Genomic DNA, 20,388 nt, shown 5'->3' with positions numbered 1-20,388 from the left:
CCGACATCGCATGTCCCAGCAGTCCTCGTCGAACGAACCCGACGAGGAGCTGATGCGCGCGTTGTACCGGGAACACGCGGGACCCCTGCTGGCCTACGTGCTGCGGCTGGTCGCCGGAGACCGGCAGCGTGCCGAGGACGTCGTGCAGGAAACGCTCATCCGTGCCTGGAAGAACGCCGGTCAGCTCAATCGGGCGACCGGTTCGGTACGACCCTGGCTGGTGACGGTCGCCCGGCGCATCGTCATCGACGGCCACCGCAGCCGGCAGGCCCGGCCGCAGGAGGTGGACCCGTCACCGCTGGAGGTCATCCCCGCGGAGGACGAGATCGACAAGGCGTTGTGGCTGATGACACTGTCGGACGCGCTGGACGACCTGACCCCTGCTCACAGGGAGGTTCTGGTCGAAACGTACTTCAAAGGGCGTACGGTCAATGAGGCGGCCGAGACGCTCGGCATACCCAGCGGCACCGTGCGCTCCCGGGTGTTCTACGCCCTGCGTTCGATGAAGCTGGCGCTGGAGGAGCGGGGGGTGACGGCATGAACATGTACGGGGGTTACGGAACGGGCGGTCCAGGAGCCATGCAGGGACCACGGGGACAGCAGAATCCCGGTGACAACATCCACGAGACCGTCGGCGCCTACGCCCTCGGCATCCTCGACGACGCCGAGGCAACCGCTTTCGAGGCGCACCTCGCCACCTGCGAGTGGTGCGCCCAGCAGCTCGACGAGCTCGCCGGCATGGAACCGATGCTCGCCGCGCTCGCGGATCTGCCCGCCTCCCAGGGCACCCCGGCCATCGGCGAGTCCCTGGCCGCGCGCCCGAGCCCACGGCTCGCGGAACGGCTGGTCGACGAGGTCTCGGAGCGGCGCGCCCAGAAGCGCCGGCGCGGGATGTACCTGGTGGCGGCCGCGGCCGCGCTGATCATCGGCGGTCCGCTGACGGTGATGGCGGTCAACGGCGGCAGCACCAGCAACGAGGCCGGGATGGCGCACCCCACCAGCCCTGCCAAGGCCGCCTTCGAGGTCATGAAGGACAGGGTCTCGGCCACGGACCCGAGCACCAAGGTCAACGCCGTCGTCGCCGTCGAGAAGAAGGACTGGGGCACCCACGCCGTCCTCCAGCTCAAGAACGTCAAGGGCCCGCTCAAGTGCTCCCTGATCGCCGTCGGCAAGAACGGCGAGCGCGAGACGGTGACCTCCTGGGCGGTCCCGAAGTGGGGTTACGGCATCCCCAGCGCGAAGAGCGAAGAGGCGAAATCCCCGCTCTACGTACACGGCGGCGCGGCCTTCTCGCCCAACGAGATCGACCACTTCGAGGTCATGACCTTCGACGGGAAGCGGCTCGTGGAGGTGGACGCATGAGCGAACCCCTGGCGCGCACGTAGCCTGACGGCCCCCCCTTCGCGTACGGTTGACGGCTGCCCAGCACGTCAGAAGGGGGCCCGGTGGCCGCTCAGGCTCAGCAGGAAACCGCGCTCGGCTCGGTCCGCGAATCCGTGAAGGACGACTCCGCCAAGGACGACTCCGTACGGGACCGGGAGATCAGCGTCGAACAGGAACATCTGGACCGGGTCTACCGGCGCCTCGAGGAGAAGATCCACGAGGCGGAGTTCCTGATGAACGACGCCGCCAAGCGCGGTCAGGTCGGTACGCCGGGGGCGCTCGCGGAGCGGGACGCCCAGGTGTTCCGCGCGGGAGTTCACCTCAACCGCCTCAACAACGAGTTCGAGGACTTCCTCTTCGGGCGCATCGACCTGCTCCTGGGGAAGGACGGCAAGAAGGGCCCGGACGGCGCGTACACAGCGGTCGAACCGGCGGAGGGCGCCGTCCGTGAGGACAACAGCGCCGATATCGCCGAGACGCTCCACATCGGCCGGATCGGTGTCCTCGACGCGGACTACGCGCCGCTGGTCATCGACTGGCGGGCGCCCGCCGCGGCCCCCTTCTACCGTTCGACGCCGGTCGACCCGGGACGTGTCGTACGCCGCCGGGTCATCCGCTCCAAGGGTCGCAAGGTCCTCGGCGTCGAGGACGACCTGATGCGCCCGGAGCTGAAGGCCTCCCTCGACGGCCGCGAACTCCCGGTGATCGGCGACGGCGCGCTGATGGCCGCGCTCGGGCAGGCCCGCAGCCACACCATGCGCGACATCGTGGCGTCGATCCAGGCCGAGCAGGACCTGGTGATCCGGGCGCCCGCCGCGTCCGTGACGTACGTGGAGGGCGGCCCGGGCACGGGCAAGACGGCGGTGGCCCTGCACCGGGCGGCGTACCTGCTCTACCAGGACCGCCGCCGCTACGCGGGCGGCATCCTGATCGTCTCCCCGACCCCCCTCCTCGTCGCCTACACCGAGGGCGTCCTCCCCTCCCTCGGCGAGGAGGGCCAGGTCGCCATCCGTGCGATCGGCGCGCTCGTCGACGGTGCGGAGGCCACCCTGTACGACTCTCCGGCGGTGGCCCGTGCCAAGGGCTCGTACCGGATGCTGAAGGTGCTGCGGAAGGCGGCGCGCGGCGTGCTGGAGGGGCCCGGGGGCGAGCCCCGGCCGTCCTCGCGCTCCGGGCGGGACGGGGCCGCGGCCGGAGGCTCGCGGGCGGACCGCAGCGGGCGCGGGGCCGACGGCGGGGCCACGGACACCATGCACGGCAGGACCGACGCGGCCGGAGTCTCGAGTAACGGCCGCGTGGACGCGCCGGGCGCCGGTGACCGCGGCCCCCGCGCCGAACAGCTCGCCTTCGGCGAGGAGGCCGGGGCCGCTGGGCAGGGCGGCCCGGAGGGTGGGGCCCCCGTCGGTCCTCCCACCCGCCTCCGCGTCGTCGCCTTCGGGCGGCGGCTGGAGCTGGAGGCGGCCGAGCTGGACCGGATCAAGCGCAACGCGCTCAGCGGGACCGCGCCCGTCAACATGCTGCGGCCGCGGGCCCGCAAGCTGCTGCTCGACGCGCTGTGGGCGCACTCGGGCGCCGGGACGCGGCACACGGACCCGGAGCTGGCCGCCGAGCTGCGGTCGTCGTTCGACGACGACATCACGTCCGAGGACAGCTTCATCGAGTTCCTGGACGCGTGGTGGCCGGAGCTGACGCCGCGCGGGGTGCTGGCCGCCATGGCCGACGAGCGGCGGCTGGGACGGTGGGCGCGGCGGATCCTCAACCCCGGCGAGATCCGCCGGGTGGCGCGCTCGCTCAAGCGGGACGGTTTGTCTGTCCATGACGTGGCCATCCTTGACGAGCTCCAGGCGATCCTCGGCACCCCGGCCAGGCCCAGGAAGAAGCGCGATCTGGATCCCCTGGACCAGCTCACCGGACTCGAAGAGCTCATGCCCGTACGCGAGGAGTCGCAGCGCGAGCGCGCCGAGCGGCTGGCGCAGGAGCGGGTCGAGTACGCGCACGTCATCGTCGACGAGGCGCAGGACCTCACTCCCATGCAGTGGCGGATGGTGGGCAGGCGCGGGCGGCACGCCACCTGGACAGTGGTCGGCGACCCGGCGCAGTCCTCGTGGTCCGACCCGGACGAGGCCGCCGAGGCCCGCGACGAGGCCCTCGGGACCCGTCCCCGGCGCCGCTTCAACCTCACCGTCAACTACCGCAACCCCGCCGAGATCGCCGAGCTGGCCGCGAAGGTCCTCGCCCTCGCCATGCCGGGCTCCGAGTCGCCGTCCGCCGTGCGGTCCACCGGCGTCGAGCCGCGTTTTGTGACAACGAACAATGGACACGGCGCCGTCGTACGGGACTCACTCCGGCAGGCGGTACGCGCCGAGGCGGCTCGCCTTCTCGACCGGGTGGACGGCACGGTGGGTGTCGTCGTCGCCATGAACCGGCGCGAGGAGGCCGCGCGCTGGCTCGCAGGGCTCGGCGACCGCGTGGTGGCGCTCGGCAGCCTGGAGGCCAAGGGGCTGGAGTACGACGCGACGGTGGTCGTCTCGCCGGCGGAGATCGCCGACGAGTCGCCCGCGGGCTTGCGCGTGCTGTACGTGGCTCTTACCCGGGCTACTCAGCAGCTGACCGTTGTCTCCGGTGAGCGGGACCAAGCGGATGCGAACGGGGTGCCTGATCTGCTCCGGGACTGATGTGAGCGTCCTGTGCCTGCCCGCCCGGCAGCCTCGCCCCGTGGGTAAGAACTCTCGGGACGGGAATTGCCTTACGGGGATCGTTTGTTACCGTTGACGTGGCACCGGCCCGATCCAAGCCCCCGGGCCCAACCTTCGTCGCTACGAGCGACCACTTGCCGCGAGGCGAGCATGGCGGGTCGGTGTCATTGAACGTACGAGAGGCCCACGTCACCCCGTGACGTGGGCCTCTTTTGCTGCGCCCCCACTTCTCGTATGGTGGAAGACGTTTTCCGAAAGTTCCCGCCGCTCACGAACAAAACGTTCGCAATCCGGGGCGGCTACCGCGTACTCGACGGTAGGTGCGACGATCGGACGGCATACCAGCGACACGGTGAAAGCAGAGGAAGTCGGCCATGGCAACGGCGCCCAGCGTCTCCTACTCGATTACGGTCCGGCTGGAGGTGCCCGCGAGCGGAACCGCGGTCTCCCAGATCACCACGGCCGTAGAGTCCCACGGAGGCTCGGTGACCGGCCTCGACGTGACCGCCTCAGGCCACGAGAAGCTCCGGATCGACGTCACCATCGCCGCGACCTCCACGGCCCACGCCGACGAGATCGTCCAGCAGCTGCGCGGCATCGAGGGCGTCACGCTCGGCAAGGTCTCCGACCGTACGTTCCTCATGCACCTCGGCGGCAAGATCGAGATGCAGTCCAAGCACCCGATCCGCAACCGTGACGACCTGTCCATGATCTACACCCCGGGCGTGGCCCGGGTGTGCATGGCGATCGCCGAGAACCCCGAGGACGCCCGCCGCCTGACCATCAAGCGCAACTCCGTTGCGGTCGTGACGGACGGCTCGGCCGTGCTGGGTCTCGGAAACATCGGGCCCAAGGCCGCCCTCCCCGTCATGGAGGGCAAGGCCGCCCTCTTCAAGCGGTTCGCCGGCATCGACGCCTGGCCGCTCTGCCTGGACACCCAGGACACCGACGCGATCGTCGAGATCGTGAAGGCGATCGCCCCCGGCTTCGCGGGCATCAACCTGGAGGACATCTCCGCGCCGCGCTGCTTCGAGATCGAGGCCCGCCTGCGCGAGGCCCTCGACATCCCCGTCTTCCACGACGACCAGCACGGCACCGCGATCGTCGTACTCGCCGCCCTGACCAACGCACTTCGCGTGGCCGGCAAGGCGATCGGCGACATTCGTGTCGTCATGTCCGGCGCGGGCGCGGCCGGTACGGCCATCCTCAAGCTGCTGCTCGCCGCGGGCGTCAAGAACGCCGTCGTCGCCGACATCCACGGCGTCGTGCACGCCGACCGCGCCGACCTGGTGGACGCCGCCCCGGACTCGGCGCTGCGCTGGATCGCCGACAACACCAACCCCGAGGGCCTCACGGGCACGTTGAAGGAGGCCGTGCGCGGCGCCGACGTCTTCATCGGCGTCTCCGCCCCGAACGTGCTCGACGGCGACGACGTGGCCGCCATGGCCGACGACGCCATCGTGTTCGCGCTCGCGAACCCCGACCCCGAGGTCGACCCGGCAATCGCCCGTCAGACGGCGGCAGTTGTCGCCACCGGCCGCTCCGACTTCCCCAACCAGATCAACAACGTCCTGGTCTTCCCGGGCGTCTTCCGTGGCCTCCTGGACGCCCAGTCGCGTACGGTCAATACGGAGATGATGCTGGCCGCCGCGACCGCCCTCGCGGACGTGGTGACCGAGGACGAGCTCAACCCGAACTACATCATCCCGAGCGTCTTCAACGACAAGGTCGCGGGCGCGGTCGCCGGAGCGGTGCGCAACGCCGCGAAGGCGGCGGGGGTGACGGAAGCGGACAACACGACGGTGTGAGCGCGGCCGCGCTGCGGCTGTGACGGGTGCCACGACCGCCCGAGACCCCGGCGCGTCGTGGAACGCGGGGCCTGTGGCCGCCTTTAGGGTGGCGGCCAGGCTCAGCCCTGCCCAGGCCTCTCCAGGGCCTTTTCGTGTGACTCCCAAGGGTGTTCGTGTGACTCCCAGGGGTGCCGGATTGGCTTTCCCGCCGCAGGTGGGGGCAGGATGCGTCTTCGGGCGCGAGGGTCTGGCTACGGACCCGGGTCCGGGGACCGACCAAGGACCCTGGCAGCATCGACTCCGCTGTGCCCAATATGCGGCTCCGCCGCGTGGCACGCCTCAACGGCAAGAAGAACACGGGAGTAACAACATGAACCGCAGTGAGCTGGTGGCCGCGCTGGCCGACCGCGCCGAGGTGACCCGCAAGGACGCCGACGCCGTTCTGGCCGCGTTCGCCGAGACCGTCGGCGAGATCGTCGCCAAGGGCGATGAGAAGGTCACCATCCCCGGCTTCCTGACCTTCGAGCGCACCCACCGTGCCGCTCGCACCGCGCGCAACCCGCAGACCGGCGACCCGATCCAGATCCCGGCCGGCTACAGCGTGAAGGTCTCCGCGGGCTCCAAGCTCAAGGAAGCCGCCAAGGGCAAGTAAGCCCACTTGTACGTTCCCGTACGCCACGGGACGCGTACGAGGCGCCAGTAACGCCAATGGGGCGGCCCCCTCACCGGGGCCGCCCCATCGTCGTAGTACGTACGACTGTCGCTGTCAGCCGAGCGCCTTGCCCGGCAGCTCCACCTTCGCGCCGAGCTCCACGAGCTTCTCCATGAAGTTCTCGTAGCCGCGGTTGATGAGGTCGATGCCGTGGACCCGGGAGGTGCCCTGGGCGGCGAGGGCGGCGATGAGGTACGAGAAGCCGCCGCGCAGGTCGGGGATGACCAGGTCGGCGCCCTGGAGCTTCGTCGGGCCCGAAACGACGGCCGAGTGCAGGAAGTTGCGCTGGCCGAAGCGGCAGTTCGAGCCGCCGAGGCACTCGCGGTAGAGCTGGATGTGCGCGCCCATCTGGTTGAGCGCGGAGGTGAAGCCGAGGCGGGACTCGTACACCGTCTCGTGGATGATCGAGAGGCCGGTCGCCTGGGTGAGGGCGACGACGAGCGGCTGCTGCCAGTCGGTCTGGAAGCCGGGGTGGACGTCCGTCTCCAGGGCGATCGACTTGAGCTGGCTGCCCGGGTGCCAGAAGCGGATGCCCTCGTCGTCGATCTCGAAGGCGCCGCCCACCTTGCGGTAGGTGTTCAGGAACGTCATCATCGAGCGCTGCTGGGCGCCGCGGACGTAGATGTTGCCTTCGGTCGCCAGCGCCGCGGAAGCCCAGGAGGCGGCCTCCAGACGGTCCGGGAGGGCCGCGTGGGTGTAACCGCCGAGGCTGTCCACACCCGTGATGCGGATCGTCCGGTCGGTGTCCATGGCGATGATCGCGCCCATCTTCTGCAGAACGCAGATGAGGTCCTCGATCTCGGGCTCCACGGCGGCGTTGGCGAGCTCGGTGACGCCCTCCGCGAGCACGGCCGTCAGCAGCACCTGCTCGGTGGCGCCGACGGACGGGTACGGCAGCCGGATCTTGGTGCCGCGCAGCCGCTGCGGGGCCTCCAGGTACTGGCCGTCCTCCCGCTTCTCGATCTTCGCGCCGAACTGCCGCAGCACCTCGAAGTGGAAGTCGATCGGCCGGCCGCCGATGTCACAGCCACCGAGCCCCGGGATGAAAGCGTGCCCCAAACGGTGCAACAACGGACCGCAGAACAGGATCGGGATGCGCGACGAACCCGCGTGGGCATCGATGTCGGCGACGTTCGCGCTCTCGACGTGCGACGGGTCGAGCACCAGCTCGCCCGGTTCCTCACCCGGACGTACCGTCACACCATGGAGCTGCAGCAGACCGCGCACGACCCGCACGTCGCGGATGTCGGGGACATTGCGCAGCCGACTCGGCGCGCTGCCCAGCAGGGCGGCGACCATGGCCTTGGGTACGAGATTCTTCGCACCGCGGACACGGATCTCGCCCTCAAGCGGGGTTCCGCCGTGGACAAGCAGGACATCGTCGTTGACGGTCATGTATCTCGCGTTCCGGTGAGTTGGGCAGGTGTGAGTCGTCGGCAAGCCGGTTTGCGGGAGCCGATGAGCAAGGGTAATAGCCGCCTACCCCCCTTCAGTAAGCCCAAGTACCACCCAGCTACGTCATAGCTTTGCCACAACACGAACCGTTCCGAATCGGGCACACGGGGTCACCGGTACGGGCGTGCGCGGGGGTCGCTTCTCTGCGCCCTGAGCTGCGTAAGGACATTGCCTCCCCACACGAAGGGAAGATGCGGGATCATGTCTGGCATGACCGAGGTGTCCTCGCTCACAGGGCGGCTGCTCGTGGCCACGCCCGCCCTGGCGGACCCGAACTTCGATCGCGCGGTGGTGCTGCTCCTCGACCACGACGAGGAGGGCTCCCTGGGCGTCGTCCTCAACCGGCCCACACCGGTGGACGTCGGTGACATTCTGGAGGCCTGGGCGGACCTGGCCGGCGAGCCCGGCGTCGTCTTCCAGGGCGGCCCGGTGTCGCTGGACTCGGCGCTGGGCGTCGCGGTCATCCCGGGCGGCGCGTCCAGTGAGCGTGCGCCCCTCGGCTGGCGGCGCGTGCACGGCGCGATCGGCCTGGTCGACCTGGAGGCCCCGCCCGAGCTCCTCGCCTCGGCCCTCGGCTCGCTGAGAATCTTCGCCGGGTACGCGGGCTGGGGCCCGGGCCAGCTGGAGGACGAACTGGTCGAGGGCGCCTGGTACGTCGTCGAGTCCGAACCCGGAGACGTCTCCTCCCCGTCACCCGAACGGCTCTGGCGCGAGGTGCTGCGCCGCCAGCGCAACGAGCTGGCGATGGTGGCGACGTATCCGGACGACCCGTCGCTCAACTGATGCGCACGGGTTTCAGTACCCTTGCACTCATGAGCACTCTTGAGCCTGAGACCCAGCCCCAGCGAGGCACGGGGACGGGGACCCTCGTAGAGCCGACGCCGCAGGTGTCGCACGGCGACGGGGACCACGAGCGCTTCGCCCACTATGTCCAGAAGGACAAGATCATGGCGAGCGCCCTCGACGGCACGCCCGTCGTGGCCCTCTGCGGCAAGGTGTGGGTCCCGGGTCGTGACCCGAAGAAGTACCCCGTGTGCCCCATGTGCAAGGAGATCTACGAGTCCATGGGCGCCGGCGGCGACAAGGGCAAGGACGGCAAGGGCGGCGACAAGAAGTAACGCCACCGGGTCCCCGGCGCAGCACGCCGCGTAGACCGAGCACGGCCGCGGCGCCCCTGGTCAGGGGGTGCCGCGGTCTTGTCGTACGCGGGGGAGGGGCACGGAGTTGTCGCTGCGGGCGCGGGAACCGGCGGCGGCGCGGAAGTTCCGCGGGAGCCGGGCGCCGGCGGAGCGGGCGGAGCCGGAGCCGCAGAGTGCGGAGGAGTTGAGTCCGGGCGGCCGCAAGGCGATGCGGTGCCGGGGCGGCCCGGCCCTGGCGTGCGTGCCGGTGGTCGTCGTCGCCGGGACGCTGTTGCTGGTGCGCGACGGGTCGGACAGCGTCGAGAACGCATCCTTGAGCTGATGCGGGTGATGCCCGCGCGGTGGTTCTGCTGATCGTGTGGAAGGTGCTGCTCCCTCGGCGGCCTCGGATGGTTCCTGCTCGCGTCGATCGGCACGCCCCTCGCGGCGGGGATCCGGGACGGTGTCGGTGAGGATCGCGAAAAGGCCGCCGACGGCTGACCGTTGCACGGAGTGCGTGCCGTGGTCACAGAGTGGTTGAGACCTCTTGTGGGCATGTTCATGTACTCCATAGCCTCGTGGGTGTTGTGCAGAGCAAAACCGCCATTGCGCATGTTGCAACGCACCCCCACCGGAGGATGCTCGATGAAGCTCCCTGCCAAGCTCCCCGTCCGAACGGCCGCCGCCCTCGCGGCCCTTGTCGTCGCCACCGCCTGCGCCCCCCAGACCTCCGACAACTCCTCCTCCGGCAAGGACGAGAAGACCGGCACCCTGCGGATCTGGCTCTTCCAGGAGGTCGACAACGCGCCGAAGGAGAAGGTCGTCGACGCGGCGCTCGACACCTTCAAGAAGGCCCACAAGGGCACCGAGGTTACCGTCGAGTACATCCCCGTGGAGACCCGCGCCCAGCGCATCAAGGCCGCCTTCAACGACCCCAAGAGCGCCCCGGACGTCATCGAGTACGGCAACACGGACACGGCCGGTTATGTGAAGGACGGCGGACTCGCCGACGTCACCAAGGAGTTCACGGACTGGAGCGAGGCCAAGGACACCGACCCGACGGCCAGGCAGTCGGTGACGGTGGACGGGAGGATCTACGGCGCCCCGTACTTCGTCGGCGTACGCGCCCTCTACTACCGCACCGACGTCCTCAAGGAACTGGGCCTCGAAGTCCCGAAGACCCAGGCCGAGTTGGCTGAGACCGCCCGGAAGATCCACGCGGCGAAGCCCAACCTGTACGGTCTCGCGGTCGGCGGCGCCTACACGTACGGCGCGATGCCGTTCATCTGGTCCAACGGAGGTGAACTCGCCGAGGGCAAGGGCGGTTCGTACGCCTCCACCATCGACAGCGCGGACGCCCGGAAGGGCATCAAGGCGTACACCTCGCTCTTCGGCGACGACAACTGTCCGGCCGCCAAGTGCGCGGGCATGGGCGGGAACGACACGGTGACTGCCTTCGCCTCGGGCAAGGCGGGCATGGCCATCGGCGGTGACTTCAGCCATGCGGCGATCGAGGCCGGGAAGGTCAAGGGCAAGTACGCGGTCGTACCGCTGCCGGGTCTGAAGGCGGGCGAGATCGCGCCGGCGTTCGCGGGCGGCAACAACATCGGCGTACTGAAGAGCACCTCGCACCGCACGCTCGCCGTCGACCTGATGAAGCGGCTGGCGTCGAAGAAGACCCAGGGCGAGCTCTTCGACGCGATGGGCTTCCTGCCGACGTACACCGATGTGCGGGAAGACGTCGCGGCCAAGGAGCCGTTCGTCGCCCCCTTCGTGAAGACGCTCGCCGCGGGCGCCAAGTTCGTGCCCGCCTCGCCCGCGTGGGCGCAGATCGACGCCTCGCTCGTCCTGCCGACGATGTTCCAGGAGATCGTCAGCGGCAAGAAGGACGTGGCAGCGGCCTCGAAGGACGCGGCGAAGAAGATGAACGACGCGTTCAGCTCCGCTGGGTGAAGCCGATGAAGAAGCGTGCGGCTTCGACGGGTGTCCCGCCCGAGGACGGCTCGAATACGGACTCCGGCGCCGACTGCGGGTCCAGCACCGGCACCGACGCGGGCTACGACGGCTCCGGTGTGGGGCGTTCCGGTGGGCCGGTCTCGGCTGTGCCCGGTCGGGCGGCGGGAGGCCGGGCGCCGTCACCGAGGGACGGTGCTGTTCCGACGGACGACATCCTGCCCGAGCGCGGCACCGGCGCGGGCTCTGGCACTGGCGCGCGCTCCGACGGCTCCGGTGTGGGGCGTTCCGATGGGCCGGACTCGGCTGTGCCCGGTCGGGCGGCGGGAGGCCGGGCGTCATCGCCGAGAGACGGTGCTGTTCCGACGGACGATCCGACGGACGACATCCCGCCCGAGCGCGGCACCGGCGCGGGCTCTGGCACCGGCGCGGGCTCCGACGGCTCCGGCGTGGGCCGTTCCGGCGGGCCGGACTCGGCCGTGCCCGGTCGGCCGGCGGCGGCCCCCACGGCACGGCCGAGCGGCGGCGCGCCCGTGCGCGACCTGCTGCCCGCGGCCGCCCAGGGGGCGCCCGGGCACCCCGGCGGGCCCGGCAAATCCGGGCCGGGGACCGGCAGCCTCCGTCGCGGGCGGCCCGCCCAACCTCGCCGTAGCACAGGTAAATCCCGCCGCACCCAAGCCGGTTGGACCCCCTGGCTCTACCTCGCCCCCGCCCTCGTCGTCCTCGGCGGTCTGCTCGTCTACCCCATCTACCAGCTCGGCCTGATCTCGTTCCTGCGGTACACCCAGGCCCAGGTCAGCGGTGGCGAGCCGACCACCTTCGAGGGCTTCGGCAACTACGCGACGCTCTTCGCCGACGACCAGTTCTGGCAGGTGCTGCTCGCGACCCTGGTGTTCGCGGCGGCCTGCGTGGTCTCCACCCTGGCCGTCGGCTGCGCGCTCGCGGTGCTCCTCACGCGCGTACGGGCCGTGCCGCGCCTCGCGCTGATGCTGGCCGCGCTCGGCGCCTGGGCCACCCCGGCCGTCACCGGATCCACGGTCTGGCTGTTCCTCTTCGACCCCGACTTCGGCCCCGCCAACCGGGTCCTCGGGATCGGCGACCACTCATGGACGTACGGGCGTTACAGCGCCTTCGCGCTGGTGCTGCTCGAAGTGGTGTGGTGCTCCTTCCCGTTCGTGATGGTGACGGTGTACGCCGGGATCCGCGCCGTACCGGGTGAGGTGCTGGAGGCGGCCGCTCTGGACGGCGCCTCGCACTGGCGGATCTGGCGCTCGGTGCTCGCGCCGATGCTCCGGCCGATCCTGGTGGTCGTCACCATCCAGTCGGTCATCTGGGACTTCAAGGTCTTCACGCAGATCTACGTGATGACGAACGGCGGCGGCATCGCGGGACAGAACCTGGTGCTCAACGTGTACGCGTACCAGAAGGCGTTCGCCGCCTCCCAGTACAGCCTCGGCTCGGCGATCGGCGTGGTGATGCTGGTGATTCTGCTGGCGGTCACGCTGGTCTATCTGCGGCTGTTGCGCAGGCAGGGGGAGGAACTGTGAGCTTCCCGACGGGGAACTTCCTACGGGGTTTCGTACGGCGTCCATGGCGGCTGGCCGCCGAGGCGTCCGCGCTGCTGATCGCGGCCGTCGTCGCCTTCCCCCTCTACTGGATGGTGCTCAGCGCCTTCAAACCGGCCGGAGAGGTCGAGTCGACCGAGCCCCGCCCCTGGACGCTTTCGCCCTCCCTGGATTCCTTCCGGCGCGTCTTCGGACAGCAGGAATTCGGCCGGTACTTCCTCAACAGCCTTGTCGTGGCGTGCTCCGTGGTGCTCGTGTCGGCGCTCGTCGCGTTTCTCGCGGCGACGGCGGTGACACGATTCCGCTTCCGTTTCCGGACCACCCTGCTGATCATGTTCCTGGTCGCGCAGATGGTGCCCGTCGAGGCCCTGACGATCCCCCTCTTCTTCCTCATGCGGGACTTCGGTCAGCTGAACACGCTGGGCTCGCTGATCCTGCCGCACATCGCCTTCTCGCTGCCCTTCGCGATCTGGATGCTGCGGGGTTTCGTAAAGGCCGTACCGGACGCGCTGGAGGAGGCCGCGTACATCGACGGGGCGAGCCGTGCGCGATTCCTCTGGCAGATTCTGTTCCCCCTGGTCTTCCCGGGCCTTGTGTCCACGAGCGTCTTTTCGTTCATCTCGGCCTGGAACGACTTCCTGTTCGCCAAGTCCTTCATCATCAGCGACACTTCGCAGTCCACCCTGCCGATGGCCCTTCTCGTCTTCTACAAGCCGGACGAGCCGGACTGGGGCGGAGTGATGGCGGCCTCCACCGTGATGACGATTCCGGTGCTGATCTTCTTCGTACTCGTACAGCGACGACTGGTCTCCGGCCTCGGCGGAGCGGTAAAGGACTGACGTGACTGATCTGATTCCGGCGCCCCGCGCCGTCGAGGGCCCGATGCGCCGTGGGGTCGCGCTCGACGCCGACACCACCGTGTGGGCCGCGCCCGGCACGGGCGGCACGGAGCGCTGGCTGCGCGCCACGCTCGGCGCGGCACTCGGCCTACTCCTGTCACCAGGGCCGCAGGACGCCCGCAATGCCGTACGGCTGCTCCTCGACGACAGGCTGGAGCCCGAGGCGTACAAGCTCAGCGTCGTCGACTGGGGCATCGAGATCCGCGGCGGCGACGCGGCCGGAGTGTTCTGGGGCGCGCAGACGCTGCGTCAGATCCTCGGCCCCGACGCCTTCCGCCGTGCCCCCGTCCGGCCGGGGACGATCTACGGAATCCCGCACCAGATCATCGAGGACGCCCCCCGATTCCGCTGGCGCGGTCTGATGCTCGACGTGTCGCGTCACTTCATGCCCAAGGACGGAGTCCTGCGCCATCTCGACGTCCTGGCCGCGCACAAACTCAACGTCTTCCACTTCCACCTCACCGATGACCAGGGCTGGCGTGTCCAGATCAAGCGCTACCCGAAGCTGACGGAGGTCGGGTCCTGGCGGGCGCGCACGAAATTCGGCCATCGTGCCTCGCCGCTGTGGGAGGAGAAGCCGCACGGGGGCTTCTACACGCAGGACGACATCCGCGAGATCGTCGCGTACGCGGCCGAGCGGCATATCAGCGTCGTCCCCGAAATCGACATCCCGGGCCACTCGCAGGCCGCCATCGCCGCGTATCCGGAACTGGGCAACACCGACGTCATCGACACGACCTCCTTGACCGTCTGGGACAACTGGGGCGTCTCCAAAAACGTACTCGCCCCCACTGACAACACCCTGCGCTTCTACGAGGGGGTGTTCGAGGAACTCCTGGAGCTCTTCCCGGCGGACGCCGCGCCGTTCTCGGGGTTTGTCCACATCGGCGGAGACGAGTGCGCCAAGGACCAGTGGAAGCAGTCGCCCACCGCTCAGGCGCGCATCAAGGAACTCGGGCTCGCGGACGAGGACGAGTTGCAGTCCTGGTTCATCCGGCACTTCGACAACTGGCTCTCCGCGCACGGGCGTCGGCTGATCGGCTGGGACGAGATCCTGGAGGGTGGGCTCGCGGACGGCGCGGCCGTGTCCTCGTGGCGCGGCTACCAGGGCGGCATCACGGCCGCCCGCGCGGGCCACGACGTCGTCATGTGCCCCGAGCAGCAGGTGTACTTGGACCACCGTCAGGACGCCGGCGAGGACGAGCCGGTGCCCATCGGCTATGTCCGCACCCTGGAGGACGTCTACCGCTTCGAACCGGTCCCGCCGCAGCTCACCGAGGCGGAGGCACGGCATGTGCTGGGTACTCAGGCCAATGTGTGGACCGAGGTGATGGAGGATCACGCGCGCGTGGACTATCAGACCCACCCGCGGCTCGCGGCCTTCGCCGAGGTCGCCTGGAGCGCCCTGCCCGCCCCCGCCGAACGGGACTTCGCGGACTTCGAGCACCGGATGACCGCCCACTACGCGCGACTTGACGCTCTGGGAGTGGCCTATCGCCCGCCCACGGGACCGCTGCCGTGGCAGAAGCGACCCGGTGTGCTCGGACGCCCGATCGAGGGGGCGCCCCCAAACGTGTGAGGTGACTCCCAACCGGTGTGTCCCGTCGTTTTCACCCTGCCACGGTGGCCCCACATGGAAAAAGGCACCCAAGGGTCACCGAAGAGTGGCAATTCGCACTCACGGGTGATGCCGTGCGAAAACGGACCATCTCCCTGGTGAGAGGGGCGAATGCCTCCTAGCGGACCCCCGCGTCGAGGGTCGGGGAAGATGTGCCAGAGTTGCCACGTCCGCCCTGTCAGCACGTACCGTACGGCAGCACAGGTGGGACCAGGTGGGGCAGCGGGAAGGGGCAGCCGGTTTGACCACGCACGCACCGCAGGCGGCGCAGGCCGTGACGCTGCCCGCCTCGCTGGACGAGGCAGTGGCGGCGCTGGCCGCCATGCCCGCCGCCGTTCCGGTGGCCGGCGGCACCGACCTCATGGCCGCGGTCAACTCCGGACAGCTGCGGCCCGCCGCGCTCGTCGGCCTCGGCCGGATCAGCGAGATCCGCGGCTGGCAGTACCAGGACGGCCACGCGCTGCTCGGCGCGGGCCTCACCCACGCCCGTATGGGGCGCCCCGATTTCGCGGCCCTCATCCCGGCGCTGGCCGCCGCCGCGCGTGCGGCGGGACCACCGCAGATCCGTAACGCGGGCACCCTGGGTGGCAATATCGCGTCGGCCTCCCCTACGGGGGACGCGCTGCCCGTACTGGCCGCCCTGGAAGCCACGTTGATCATCGCGGGCCAGGGCGGAGCCCGCCGCGAGATTCCCGTCTCGCACCTGCTCGCGGGCATGGAGATGCTCCGCGGCGGCGAACTCATCGGTTACGTGCGCGTGCCGCTGCTGCACGCGCCGCAGGTCTTCCTGAAGGCGACCGGACGTACCGGACCCGGGCGCGCGATCGCGTCCGTGGCGCTCGTCCTCGACCCCGCGCGGCGCGGAGTGCGGTGCGCCGTCGGGGCCATAGCGCCGATGCCGCTGCGGCCGCTGGACGCCGAGGCGTGGGTCGCCCAGCTGATCGACTGGGACGGAGAGCGCACGCTCGTGCCCGAGGCGCTGAACGCCTTCGGGGAGTACGTCGCCGCGGCCTGCATCCCCGATCCCGTCCCTGCCGAGGACGGCTCCGTGCAACCGCTTCCGCCCGCCGTACTGCACCTGCGGCGCACCGTCGCCGCGCTGGCCCGACGAGCACTGGGGAGGGCACTGTCGTGACCGACGACCAGCACGGAGAGGGCGCTCCGCGGAGCGGCGGCCGATGGGATCCGCTGCCCCAGGGCGACTACGACGACAGCGCGACCGCCTTCGTCCAGCTCCCCGAAGGCGGTATCGACGCCCTCCTCGCCGACCGGGACAGCCCGCTCGCGGCGCCCGGGCACGGTTACGTGCCCCCGCAGATCAGCGTCGCGACCGACCCGGCGGCCACCGGGACCTGGGCGGTGCCCGGCGAGGCCGTCCAGTGGCCGGATCCGAACGGTGCGCCCCAGGGGGGCGAGCCTCAGCAGGGCGCGAACGACCGGTTCTCGTACCACCCGGGAGCCACCGGGCAGTGGGACTTCGGTCAGGCGCCCGCACAAGAAGCCGCTACCGATGGGCATTCCGGGCACTCGTCGCACTCCGGGCACGACGTGACCGGGCAGTGGTCGATTCCGGTCGCCAATGGCGATCTTCCGGACGAATCGGGCGAGTTCACCACGTCGGCGCTCGTCGAGCAGTGGGGCGGGACGCCACCCGCCACGCTCCCCGGCGGCGCGGCCGCTCCCTGGGCGACGGAGACCATCGGGCAGGCATGGTCCGCCGAGCCGGCGAAAACGGCCGCTGAGGCTCCCGCGGAGCCGCCGGCGCAGTCGCATACGGAATCGCCCGCGCAGGCCGCCCAGCAGGCCGCCGAGGCCGCTCACGAGGCTCACGGGCCGGTCGCCGGGCCCGAGCACGTGGCCGGTGAGCCTGCGGAGGCGCACGAACCGGACCCGGCACCCGAGGATCGAGACGCCTCGGAGACTTCCGAGAGCGCCGCCGAGGAGGCGCGGGACGAGGGCACCCCCGCCTCACCCCAGCACGACGAACACCCTCTGGCCTCGTACGTCCTGCGCGTCAACGGCGCCGACCGTCCCGTCAGCGACGCCTGGATCGGCGAATCGCTGCTCTACGTGCTGCGCGAGCGGCTCGGCCTCGCGGGCGCCAAGGACGGCTGCTCGCAGGGCGAGTGCGGCGCCTGCAACGTGCAGGTCGACGGACGGCTCGTGGCGTCCTGCCTGGTGCCCGCCGTCACCGCCGCCGGCAGCGAGGTGCGCACCGTCGAGGGCCTGGCCGCCGACGGGCAGCCCTCCGACGTGCAGCGGGCGCTCGCCAAGTGCGGTGCCGTGCAGTGCGGTTTCTGCGTACCGGGCATGGCGATGACCGTGCACGACCTCCTCGAGGGCAACCCCGCGCCGACCGAGCTCGAGACCCGCCAGGCGCTGTGCGGCAACCTGTGCCGCTGCTCCGGCTACCGCGGGGTCCTGGATGCCGTGCAGGAGGTCGTCGCCGAACGCGAGGCTCACTCCGCGGCCGCCGCCGAAGCCGCGCCGGACGCGGACGAGGCACGCATCCCGCACCAGGCGGGACCCGGCGCGGGCGGCGTCCACCCGTCGGCGTACGAGAACACCGCTCCGTACGATCCCCAAGCGCCGCATGAGCAGCCGTACGGCCAGGACGGAGGCCAGGCGTGAGCAACGAAGCCGCGACCGCGACACCGGCGGCACCCGAGACCGGCCCCGAGCCCGTGCCGCACGGGCTGGGCGTCTCGCTGCCCGCCGCGGACGCCCGCGCCAAGACGGAGGGCACCTTCCCGTACGCGGCCGACCTGTGGGCCGAGGGCCTGCTGTGGGCCGCCGTGCTCAGGTCGCCCCACCCGCACGCGCGCATCGTGTCCATCGACACCAGCCACGCGCGCGAGATGCCCGGCGTGCGAGCGGTCATCACCCACGAGGACGTGCCCGGCAGCGCGATGCACGGGCGCGGCAGGGCGGACCGCCCGGTGTTCGCCTCCGAGGTCGTACGCCACCACGGGGAGCCCATCGCGGCCGTCGCCGCCGACCACCCGGACACCGCGCGCATGGCCGCCGCCGCCGTCATCGTCGAGTACGAAGTGCTCGACGCGGTGACCGACCCTGAGCAGGCCTTCGAGGCCGAACCCCTGCACCCCGACGGCAACCTGATCCGGCACATCCCGCTGCGCCACGGCGACCCCGCCGCGGCCGGCGAGATCGTCGTCGAGGGCCAGTACCGCATCGGCCGCCAGGACCCGGCCCCCATCGGCGCCGAGGCGGGTCTCGCCGTGCCCCGCCCCGACGGCGGAGTCGAGCTCTACGTAGCCTCCACCGACCCGCACACCGACCGCGACACGGCCGCCGCCTGCTACGGCCTGGAACCCGAGCGCGTGAAGGTCGTCGTCACCGGGGTCCCCGGCGCCACCGCCGACCGCGAGGACCAGGGCTTCCAGCTCCCGCTCGGCCTGCTGGCCCTGAAGACCGGCTGCCCGGTGAAGCTCACCGCTACGCGCGAGGAGTCCTTCCTGGGCCACGTCCACCGACACCCCACTTTGCTGCGCTACCGCCACCACGCGGACGCCGAGGGCAAGTTGGTGAAGGTCGAGGCGCAGATCCTGCTCGACGCGGGCGCCTACGCGGACACCTCCGCCGAGTCGCTGGCCGCCGCCGTCTCCTTCGCCTGTGGCCCGTACGTCGTCCCGAACGCCTTCATCGAGGGCTGGGCCGTACGCACCAACAACCCGCCCTCCGGGCACGTACGCGGCGAGGGCGCCATGCAGGTGTGCGCCGCCTACGAGGCGCAGATGGACAAGCTGGCGAAGAAGCTCGGCATCGACCCGGCGGAACTGCGCCTGCGCAACGCGATGGCCACGGGGGATGTGCTGCCCACGGGCCAGACGGTGACATGTCCCGCTCCGGTGGCCGAGTTGCTGCAAGCCGTACGGGACTTCCCGCTCCCCGCCCTCCCCAAGGACACGCCCGAGGACGAGTGGCTGCTCCCCGGGGGCCCCGAAGGCGCGGGCGAACCCGGTGCCGTACGCCGTGGTGTCGGCTACGGCGTCGGCATGGTCCACATGCTGGGCGCCGAGGGCGCGGACGAGGTCTCCACGGCCACGGTGAAGGTCCACGACGGCGTCGCCACGGTGCTCTGCGCGGCCGTCGAGACCGGCCAGGGCTTCACCACGCTGGCCCGCCAGATCGTCCAGGAGACGCTCGGCATCGACGAGGTGCATGTGGCACCTGTCGACACCGACCAGCCTCCGGCGGGCGGGAGTTGCCGCGGCCGCCACACGTGGGTGTCGGGCGGCGCGGTGGAACGGGCCGCGAAAATGGTCCGCACGCAACTGCTCCAGCCGCTGGCGCACAAGTTCGGCATGTCCACGGAGCTGCTGCAGATCACGGACGGCAAGATCACGTCGTACGACGGTGTTCTGTCGACGACCGTCACCGAGGCGATGGACGGCAAGGAGTTGTGGGCCACCGCGCAGTGCCGCCCGCATCCGACGGAACCCCTGGACGACGCCGGGCAGGGCGACGCCTTCGTGGGCCTGGCCTTCTGCGCGATCCGCGCGGTGGTGGACGTCGACATCGAGCTCGGCTCGGTCCGTGTCGTGGAACTCGCCCTCGCCCAGGACGTGGGCCGAGTGCTCAACCCGGCGCAGCTCACCGCCCGGATCGAGGCGGGCGTCACCCAGGGAGTCGGCGCCGCGCTGACGGAGAACCTCCGCACGGCCCGCGGCCTGGTCCGCCACCCCGACCTCACCGGGTACGCCCTCCCCACCGCCCTGGACGCCCCCGACATCCGCATCGTCAAGCTGGTCGAGGAACGCGACGTGGTCGCTCCCTTCGGCGCGAAGGCGGTCAGCGCGGTGCCGGTCGTGACGTCCCCGGCGGCGGTCGCGTCCGCCGTCCGCGCGGCGACGGGGCGTCCCGTCAACCGCCTCCCCATCCGGCCCCAGGCCGCGGTGGTGACGCCGTCATGAGCGCTCCTGAGCCCGAGCCTCCGCGCTATGAACCCCCGCCCAGCGCCGGGAAGTTGATGCTCTGGGTGCTGCTGTTCGTGCTGGCGGCCGTCGTGGTTGTCGTGGGTGGCGTGTACCTCAGCTGAGATCCGGTGGGCTCGGGGATTTTTTCGCCCCCTCCGCCCCTACCCGTTCCCGTACCTGGGGGCTGCGCCCCCAGACCCCCGCTTAAAAGATTGCGCAGTTCCCCGCGCCCCTAAAAGGGGCGCGGGGAACTGCGCGAGCA

17 protein-coding genes are annotated in these 20,388 nt (G+C 70.7%); 15 read left to right on the top strand and 2 right to left on the bottom strand.

Going from position 1 to position 20,388, the window contains the following annotated elements; all coding sequences use genetic code 11:
- The first annotated feature begins 10 nt into the window (after nt 1–10).
- The 5 genes from AB5J53_RS19575 to AB5J53_RS19555 all read left to right on the top strand — a co-directional run bounded on the left by AB5J53_RS19575 (nt 11) and on the right by AB5J53_RS19555 (nt 6,521).
- Nucleotides 11–541, top strand: coding sequence for a sigma-70 family RNA polymerase sigma factor (locus AB5J53_RS19575; protein ID WP_369246950.1), 531 nt, complete (start codon nt 11–13; stop codon nt 539–541).
- A gap of 38 nt (nt 542–579) precedes the next feature.
- Nucleotides 580–1,362, top strand: a complete 783-nt coding sequence (locus AB5J53_RS19570; RefSeq protein WP_369246949.1) for an anti-sigma factor — start codon at nt 580–582, stop codon at nt 1,360–1,362.
- Between the two features lie 83 nt (nt 1,363–1,445).
- Nucleotides 1,446–4,058 (top strand): UvrD-helicase domain-containing protein, encoded by a 2,613-nt coding sequence (locus AB5J53_RS19565; RefSeq protein WP_369246948.1) that lies wholly within the window; start codon nt 1,446–1,448, stop codon nt 4,056–4,058.
- A gap of 395 nt (nt 4,059–4,453) precedes the next feature.
- Nucleotides 4,454–5,887: an NAD-dependent malic enzyme gene (locus AB5J53_RS19560; RefSeq protein WP_369246947.1), complete on the top strand. Its 1,434-nt coding sequence runs from the start codon at nt 4,454–4,456 to the stop codon at nt 5,885–5,887.
- Between the two features lie 352 nt (nt 5,888–6,239).
- A complete protein-coding gene (locus tag AB5J53_RS19555) occupies nt 6,240–6,521 on the top strand; it encodes an HU family DNA-binding protein (protein WP_007382399.1) in 282 nt (93 codons plus the stop codon).
- Nucleotides 6,522–6,635: 114 nt separating this feature from the next.
- Here AB5J53_RS19555 and murA read toward each other — a convergent pair whose 3' ends face one another.
- Complete coding sequence (gene murA, locus AB5J53_RS19550) at nt 6,636–7,976, bottom strand: UDP-N-acetylglucosamine 1-carboxyvinyltransferase (RefSeq protein WP_369246946.1); 1,341 nt, start codon at nt 7,974–7,976, stop codon at nt 6,636–6,638.
- Nucleotides 7,977–8,246: 270 nt separating this feature from the next.
- Between murA and AB5J53_RS19545 the strand changes: the two genes are divergently transcribed.
- Together AB5J53_RS19545 and AB5J53_RS19540 are read left to right on the top strand one after the other, a co-directional pair.
- On the top strand, nt 8,247–8,819 hold the full coding sequence (locus AB5J53_RS19545) for a YqgE/AlgH family protein (protein ID WP_369246945.1): 573 nt from the start codon (nt 8,247–8,249) through the stop codon (nt 8,817–8,819).
- Between the two features lie 29 nt (nt 8,820–8,848).
- Nucleotides 8,849–9,154 carry a DUF3039 domain-containing protein gene (locus tag AB5J53_RS19540; protein WP_362017694.1) on the top strand — a complete coding sequence of 102 codons (306 nt, stop codon included), beginning with the start codon at nt 8,849–8,851 and terminating at the stop codon, nt 9,152–9,154.
- A gap of 60 nt (nt 9,155–9,214) precedes the next feature.
- On the opposite strand, the gene AB5J53_RS19535 is transcribed toward AB5J53_RS19540, so the two are convergent.
- On the bottom strand, nt 9,215–9,664 hold the full coding sequence (locus tag AB5J53_RS19535; RefSeq protein WP_369246944.1) for a hypothetical protein: 450 nt from the start codon (nt 9,662–9,664) through the stop codon (nt 9,215–9,217).
- Nucleotides 9,665–9,799: 135 nt separating this feature from the next.
- Between AB5J53_RS19535 and AB5J53_RS19530 the strand changes: the two genes are divergently transcribed.
- The 8 genes from AB5J53_RS19530 to AB5J53_RS19495 all read left to right on the top strand — a co-directional run bounded on the left by AB5J53_RS19530 (nt 9,800) and on the right by AB5J53_RS19495 (nt 20,248).
- Complete coding sequence (locus AB5J53_RS19530) at nt 9,800–11,107, top strand: extracellular solute-binding protein (RefSeq protein WP_369246943.1); 1,308 nt, start codon at nt 9,800–9,802, stop codon at nt 11,105–11,107.
- A gap of 545 nt (nt 11,108–11,652) precedes the next feature.
- Nucleotides 11,653–12,654 (top strand): carbohydrate ABC transporter permease, encoded by a 1,002-nt coding sequence (locus tag AB5J53_RS19525; protein WP_369252332.1) that lies wholly within the window; start codon nt 11,653–11,655, stop codon nt 12,652–12,654.
- On the top strand, nt 12,651–13,511 hold the full coding sequence (locus AB5J53_RS19520) for a carbohydrate ABC transporter permease (RefSeq protein ID WP_369246942.1): 861 nt from the start codon (nt 12,651–12,653) through the stop codon (nt 13,509–13,511). The genes AB5J53_RS19525 and AB5J53_RS19520 overlap by 4 nt, the downstream gene beginning before the upstream one ends.
- A gap of 1 nt (nt 13,512) precedes the next feature.
- The gene (locus AB5J53_RS19515) at nt 13,513–15,150 is read left to right on the top strand and encodes a beta-N-acetylhexosaminidase (RefSeq protein ID WP_369246941.1); all 1,638 of its coding nucleotides are present in this window, start codon (nt 13,513–13,515) and stop codon (nt 15,148–15,150) included.
- 280 nt (nt 15,151–15,430) lie between these two features.
- Nucleotides 15,431–16,324 carry a xanthine dehydrogenase family protein subunit M gene (locus AB5J53_RS19510; RefSeq protein ID WP_369246940.1) on the top strand — a complete coding sequence of 298 codons (894 nt, stop codon included), beginning with the start codon at nt 15,431–15,433 and terminating at the stop codon, nt 16,322–16,324.
- A complete protein-coding gene (locus tag AB5J53_RS19505) occupies nt 16,321–17,820 on the top strand; it encodes a 2Fe-2S iron-sulfur cluster-binding protein (RefSeq protein ID WP_369246939.1) in 1,500 nt (499 codons plus the stop codon). Before AB5J53_RS19510 ends, AB5J53_RS19505 begins: the two co-directional genes overlap by 4 nt.
- The gene (locus AB5J53_RS19500; RefSeq protein WP_369246938.1) at nt 17,817–20,123 is read left to right on the top strand and encodes a xanthine dehydrogenase family protein molybdopterin-binding subunit; all 2,307 of its coding nucleotides are present in this window, start codon (nt 17,817–17,819) and stop codon (nt 20,121–20,123) included. Before AB5J53_RS19505 ends, AB5J53_RS19500 begins: the two co-directional genes overlap by 4 nt.
- The gene (locus AB5J53_RS19495; RefSeq protein WP_369246937.1) at nt 20,120–20,248 is read left to right on the top strand and encodes a hypothetical protein; all 129 of its coding nucleotides are present in this window, start codon (nt 20,120–20,122) and stop codon (nt 20,246–20,248) included. Before AB5J53_RS19500 ends, AB5J53_RS19495 begins: the two co-directional genes overlap by 4 nt.
- The last annotated feature ends 140 nt before the right edge of the window (nt 20,249–20,388 follow it).

Source organism: Streptomyces sp. R41, from assembly GCF_041053055.1.
In the GTDB taxonomy this organism is placed as follows: domain Bacteria; phylum Actinomycetota; class Actinomycetes; order Streptomycetales; family Streptomycetaceae; genus Streptomyces.
Note: the sequence above shows the minus strand (reverse complement) of the source record. Positions and strands in the feature narration are given on the sequence as shown.

Excerpts from the sequence above, each read along its gene's own strand:
- AB5J53_RS19495 (WP_369246937.1), top strand. The coding sequence starts at position 20,120 with ATGAGCGCTCCTGAGCCCGAGCCTCCGCGCTATGAACCCCCGCCCAGC.
- AB5J53_RS19555 (WP_007382399.1), top strand. The coding sequence starts at position 6,240 with ATGAACCGCAGTGAGCTGGTGGCCGCGCTGGCCGACCGCGCCGAGGTG.
- AB5J53_RS19540 (WP_362017694.1), top strand. The coding sequence starts at position 8,849 with ATGAGCACTCTTGAGCCTGAGACCCAGCCCCAGCGAGGCACGGGGACG.
- AB5J53_RS19530 (WP_369246943.1), top strand. The coding sequence starts at position 9,800 with ATGAAGCTCCCTGCCAAGCTCCCCGTCCGAACGGCCGCCGCCCTCGCG.
- AB5J53_RS19560 (WP_369246947.1), top strand. The coding sequence starts at position 4,454 with ATGGCAACGGCGCCCAGCGTCTCCTACTCGATTACGGTCCGGCTGGAG.
- murA (WP_369246946.1), bottom strand. The coding sequence starts at position 7,976 with ATGACCGTCAACGACGATGTCCTGCTTGTCCACGGCGGAACCCCGCTT.
- AB5J53_RS19570 (WP_369246949.1), top strand. The coding sequence starts at position 580 with ATGCAGGGACCACGGGGACAGCAGAATCCCGGTGACAACATCCACGAG.
- AB5J53_RS19575 (WP_369246950.1), top strand. The coding sequence starts at position 11 with ATGTCCCAGCAGTCCTCGTCGAACGAACCCGACGAGGAGCTGATGCGC.
- AB5J53_RS19545 (WP_369246945.1), top strand. The coding sequence starts at position 8,247 with ATGACCGAGGTGTCCTCGCTCACAGGGCGGCTGCTCGTGGCCACGCCC.